The 4,508-nt window shown below is 62.1% G+C and carries 6 protein-coding genes and 1 pseudogene; 2 read left to right on the forward strand and 5 right to left on the reverse strand.

The features are described 5' to 3' along the window. Positions 1-291: hypothetical protein (locus ASG52_RS28065; protein WP_286159070.1), on the forward strand; the 291-nt coding region annotated here is incomplete at its 5' end. Here ASG52_RS28065 and ASG52_RS15540 read toward each other — a convergent pair. From ASG52_RS15540 to ASG52_RS26490, 4 genes are all read right to left on the reverse strand, one after another. Next, entirely contained in the window at positions 251-1,198 is a 948-nt protein-coding gene (locus ASG52_RS15540) for a LysR family transcriptional regulator (protein ID WP_056244943.1), read from the reverse strand. The two genes, ASG52_RS28065 and ASG52_RS15540, sit on opposite strands and share 41 nt — an antisense overlap. Positions 1,199-2,026: 828 nt before the next feature. Next, positions 2,027-2,455: a hypothetical protein gene (locus ASG52_RS15545; protein ID WP_056244954.1), complete on the reverse strand. Its 429-nt coding sequence runs from the start codon at positions 2,453-2,455 to the stop codon at positions 2,027-2,029. Between the two features lie 52 nt (positions 2,456-2,507). After that, on the reverse strand, positions 2,508-3,569 hold the full coding sequence (locus tag ASG52_RS15550; RefSeq protein ID WP_056244956.1) for a glycosyltransferase family protein: 1,062 nt from the start codon (positions 3,567-3,569) through the stop codon (positions 2,508-2,510). 44 nt (positions 3,570-3,613) lie between these two features. Continuing rightward, the gene (locus ASG52_RS26490; RefSeq protein ID WP_082552593.1) at positions 3,614-3,811 is read right to left on the reverse strand and encodes a type II toxin-antitoxin system ParD family antitoxin; all 198 of its coding nucleotides are present in this window, start codon (positions 3,809-3,811) and stop codon (positions 3,614-3,616) included. Between the two features lie 417 nt (positions 3,812-4,228). Here ASG52_RS26490 and ASG52_RS15555 point away from each other — a divergent pair, with 417 nt between their 5' ends. After that, the gene (locus ASG52_RS15555) at positions 4,229-4,423 is read left to right on the forward strand and encodes a hypothetical protein (RefSeq protein WP_056244959.1); all 195 of its coding nucleotides are present in this window, start codon (positions 4,229-4,231) and stop codon (positions 4,421-4,423) included. Here ASG52_RS15555 and ASG52_RS27285 read toward each other — a convergent pair. After that, a pseudogene (locus ASG52_RS27285) lies at positions 4,420-4,508 on the reverse strand (IS5/IS1182 family transposase); the annotation flags it as partial. The gene ASG52_RS15555 and the pseudogene ASG52_RS27285 sit on opposite strands and share 4 nt — an antisense overlap.

The raw sequence follows: 4,508 nt of genomic DNA on the forward strand, positions 1-4,508 counted from the left end.
GGTAGCGCCGGGATCGCGGTGGCAGAATGCGCAATGGAAAAGCGCCTCTCACCCGTCTGCGAGATTAAGGTCGATGGCGCGTGGCTACGTGTTCCAGCCGACGAGGCGCATCGAGCCCATCGGGATAAGCCGAAGCGGTGCCCGAGCTGCCACGGCACGGTCATTACCGCCGGCAGCTACACGAGCGAGCCCAAGATCAGCATGCAGCATCGCAAGCTGCACGACGGTTGCCGGCTCATACCGCGCCGCTTCAGCGGGACAGAGACCCTGCACCCTGAAGCTCTGACATAGGGGATTGGGGGCCTGCCGGCGATTGCGGTGCGGCCAACCGTTGGACTGCGAAATCGATGAAGCTGCGCACTTTGGCCGGCAGCAGCCGCGAGGTCGTCACGATGTAGAGCGGCGTCGGCTGAAGCGTCCAATCTGGCATCACCTGCTCCAGCGTACCGCTGGTGAGATCGGCCTGGACGCTGCTTAAGCTCGCAGAGAACAGCCCGTGGCCGGATAGTGCGAAGGTGCGCTTCAGGTTCGGCGAATTGCAGGCGACTTGGCCCGAGACTGCGATCGAAGCGGTCTCGTCCCCGCGGATGAACGACCAGCTCGTCGGTCCGGCGACGAGGACGTTGTGGTCGGCAAGATCGGGCGGGCTCATCGGCCTGCCCCAATCCTCGAGATAGGACGGGGCGGCGAAAATGCCTTTGGCGAGCTCGGCCACCTTGCGCACGATCAGAGAGGTTTCACGCGGCGCCTCCAAGGCAAGCGCCAGATCGTAGCGTTCGTCCATCAGGTCGGCCGGACCGTGTCCGACCCCGAGATAGAGCCGGACATGCTGGTTGGATTTGGTGAAGTCCGAGGCGATCGCCGCTATGCGCTCGTGCGTCCCGCAATCGGCGGGCACGGCAATTTTGAGCAGGCCACTCGGCCCCTTCGACTCAGCCACGATGTCGTCGTAGGCCTGCTGCGCCTCCTCCACGAGGCGCATCGCCTGGGCGAAATAGGCCTCGCCGTAGGAGGTCAGCGTCAGACGGCGCGTGGTGCGGTCGAGCAGACGCAGGCCGATCGCCGTCTCGAACACGGTGATCCGGCGGGACAGCGAGGAGACCGGTATCTCCAGGGCGAGGGCGGCTCGACTAAAACTCCGATGCTTAGCCACTTCAACGAACAAGGCCATGTCGCGCAAAACTTGAGGATGGGGCATGCTTAAGCGATCCGCTCCAAATACTTGCGAGCCGCAACGAAGAATGCGCGCTCCTCTCAGCGCAGCCTCTTCGGACAATATGCCTAACCAGCATGCAATCTGTACGATAGCAAGCCGAGTGATTGCTTTTGGCTCGTCCTCAACGACGCTATTACAAACCTAGAATGCATTTTGAGATTGTAATAATTAGGGTGGTAAAACGAGAAACATCTTCTCAGTTTTGTATGCGATCAGACCCTAGATCCCTTTGCTCGCCATTATGTGTACGCAGAAAATGCTGATGCAGGGCAGATATGCACACCTAGCCTTGACCTATGCATCGAGTTCCGATCAACAAATCGCAGCCGATAAAAGCATGCCTTTTGTCATCGCTTAGGCAGTTTTAGGCGTCCAAACGTCTGTCCGATTTTCAAATCGTTGCGGATCGTGCTTGATGTGCTGACGCAATTTGTTGGAGTAACAGGGTGTATCAGAACTGTCCTAGAAGCGCGGAGGTCTTGTTCGCCGCTGCCGATGCCACCTGGCGATCTGAAGCAGCCCGTCTACTCGGTCTAAGACCCGATGATCCGCATTTGGCGCATCATCCAGAAGCGCAGGGGAGCCCCGATAGCCTTTTGCGTATCGCCTACGATGCGCGTCAGCGGGCGCTTACTGAGTGGGAGGCGTCCCGCGCGAAGCCGATAGAAGCTGCATGATGCTCACNCGCGTCAGCGGGCGCTTACTGAGTGGGAGGCGTCCCGCGCGAAGCCGATAGAAGCTGCATGATGCTCACCAGCGCGGGCGCTGACTGCCACGTTTGCCCCGTTCGCGAGCGACCAATTCGTCCCCTCAGCCGTAGGGCCCGCGGAACAGATCGCCGAGCGCCTTCCGTCGGAACACCGTCAGCCAACGCCGCCGACCATGCTCCGGCCGGTCGTGGATCATGTGGCAGCGCTGGCACCATGCCGCGAGGTTGGCGGGATGGTTGTCCGCCGTGTCGTGGTTCCGGTGTGCGGTGGCCAGCACCACCCGCGTCGTTCGGATGGTCGCGAGCACGTCGTCTATCCCGACGGCGGTGCATACGATCCGACCGGCCCCGTCGCGCCAGGACGCGGCCTCCGCATCCCACCACCGACCATCCCTGAGGCAGAACACGGCCTCCCCGTGCGGGCGCCCGCAGCCCTCGCACCGGCCCTTGGCCCGGCCGAACCGGATCGCGGCCGACAGCTCGCGCCAGTCGATCGGGTAGAAAAACCGGTGTTCACGGCGGATCGGCATAACGGGTCGGGGGTCAATAGTTGCGCTTTCATCTACACAAATTGGATTGGCTTTAGCGAGCGGCCCGCACTTCACGCAGGCGGCGGCGCCAAGTCCGGATCGCATGATGAATGCGCTCGTCGAGGGGCCAGTGAGCGTCGAATCCGAGTTTGCCGTAATCGTTGTTGAAGAAGCCGAGATCGACGATCTCCGGCGGGATCGGTGGCGTCTGCGTTGCAAGCTTGCCGGCAATTTCCCGGATCCAGACACGTTCGGGCAAATCGGCGCCCTCAGTTGCGGTGAGCACCGCTTCGAAGGACGCGCGATAGCCCTCTGTGAAGCTTGCAACGAGAGAGCCGAGAGTGCGCCAATGCGGCTGCTCCCAGGGCACCTTCTGCGCGTAGATCGAACGGACATTGTGGATTTTAGGACCATGGAAATGGAGGATGCGCGCCTCCGACGGGTCGCCCCAATAAGGTTTCCAGTTATATTTTAGGTCGAGTCTCTTCCAGCGTCCGACGTAAAAGTTGTTGTAGGCGTACTGATCGTTGAGGATCCGGCCATCGAGGCTGTCGATCTGATGCTTGGCCGAGCGTAGGAACTCGGGGAAGCTTCGACGCATATTGGCGACGTTCATCACCATCGCGCCGCTGTTGAAATAGTGCCAGCCGTCGGGGCGGAACTCGGGGGCGCAGGCGATGTAGCGCGGCGGTTGCGGCGGCAGTGGCACGTCGCGCAAGAACACCACGTCGAAATCGGTGTAGAGGACGTAGCGGTCCTCTTCCTCCAACATCGGAACCTCGCAGCGCAGCCAGTGGCCGAGATAGCGCGTATGGTAACGACCGGCCGCCTCACCTGCACGGATTGTCTCGGCCATGGGCTGGCGTCCAGGGATAACCGTGACGCCGTGAGCTTCCATCCACTCGGTCAGGTCATTGCGGAAGCCCGTGGTGATGAAGTGCGGCCGCAGGCGGGTGTTGCGTAACGCCGAGAGGACGGCAAGCCGTAGGTTCATGCCGTGCCCGCTGGCGAGCGACAGCTGATTGCTAGCGAAATACCATTTCAGGCCGCGCTCTTCATCCGCCTCCGGCGTGCGCGTGATCTGTCCAGTCGGCCCGATCAAGCTGCGGAGCAATCGGCTTCTCCCGTACCCGTCACTGCGGCTTAGTTTGGTTGGGATCAACCATCGCTGAGCGAGGGAGCGTCATAGCTTTTCGCACGGCGCTTGTGCTGCCGAGCCTCTTCGCGCTCCAAGCCCCGCAATGCGGCTCGGACGACTTCGCTGGCGCTCCCGAAGCGGCCGGACGCAACTTGCTCCGCGATGAAAGCGGCCAATTCAGGCGTCAGGGACACGTTCGTAGCAACGCGGCGAGGCATTCGCTGTTTGTGGCAGATTGCAGAGCGCCTTGCCAGCCTGGTGAAGGGGCAGCCCTGTGACACCGGCTGTGCCACAGACTGTGCAGGCTCAACGTTGACTTAACGGTTCTCTCAGGCCGACATGCCGTGTCCGGCCCCGCTCTCTCATGACTGAGTCGGGTACCGACCGTCAGGAGACACACGCCGCCGCAAGTCAGACTCTGAAAAGCCAACGGGCCCCCCGTCGCCAAACGAGGAGCCCGTCGAAATCAAAAATGGCCTGGTGGGGCCGTGTGCAATCCCCACAAGCCATGAGACGCCCCAAGGCGTCAAGCGGGAACGCCAATTCCCGCGATGATGAGGCTTTGCCTGGAGACCGGAACGCCCTCGCGGCGGCTCCGAACGACCTGTTGCGGCCCTATCAGGGGCCGAACGACGATGTTTGCCGACCATCTGCGGGCCGCGATCGAGGCGGCGCCGCGAATCACCCTGCCTGCCATCGCGGCTCAGCTCTGGCGCGCCTACGGCGAAGGACAGGTGACAGAAGCCGAGGCCGAAGCCCTGTCCGGCTTGATCGAGGTGAGGCAGGCCGCAGGCTCCGCGCCTCAGGGCGCAACGACTAAGAGCGCCTAACAGAACCGTTTGATCTGGTTGAGGGTGATGAGACTTGCCGCGAGGCTGGTGAAGGCCTGGTAGATGTCGGCGCGTCGCTCGTAGC

The sequence above is a fragment of the Methylobacterium sp. Leaf456 genome, assembly GCF_001425465.1.
GTDB lineage: Bacteria > Pseudomonadota > Alphaproteobacteria > Rhizobiales > Beijerinckiaceae > Methylobacterium.

What these genes read in the sequence shown, in the direction of transcription:
- ASG52_RS15540 (WP_056244943.1), bottom strand. Translation starts at nt 1,198, where the DNA reads ATGCCCCATCCTCAAGTTTTGCGCGACATGGCCTTGTTCGTTGAAGTG.
- ASG52_RS15545 (WP_056244954.1), bottom strand. Translation starts at nt 2,455, where the DNA reads ATGCCGATCCGCCGTGAACACCGGTTTTTCTACCCGATCGACTGGCGC.
- ASG52_RS26490 (WP_082552593.1), bottom strand. Translation starts at nt 3,811, where the DNA reads ATGCCTCGCCGCGTTGCTACGAACGTGTCCCTGACGCCTGAATTGGCC.
- ASG52_RS15555 (WP_056244959.1), top strand. Translation starts at nt 4,229, where the DNA reads ATGTTTGCCGACCATCTGCGGGCCGCGATCGAGGCGGCGCCGCGAATC.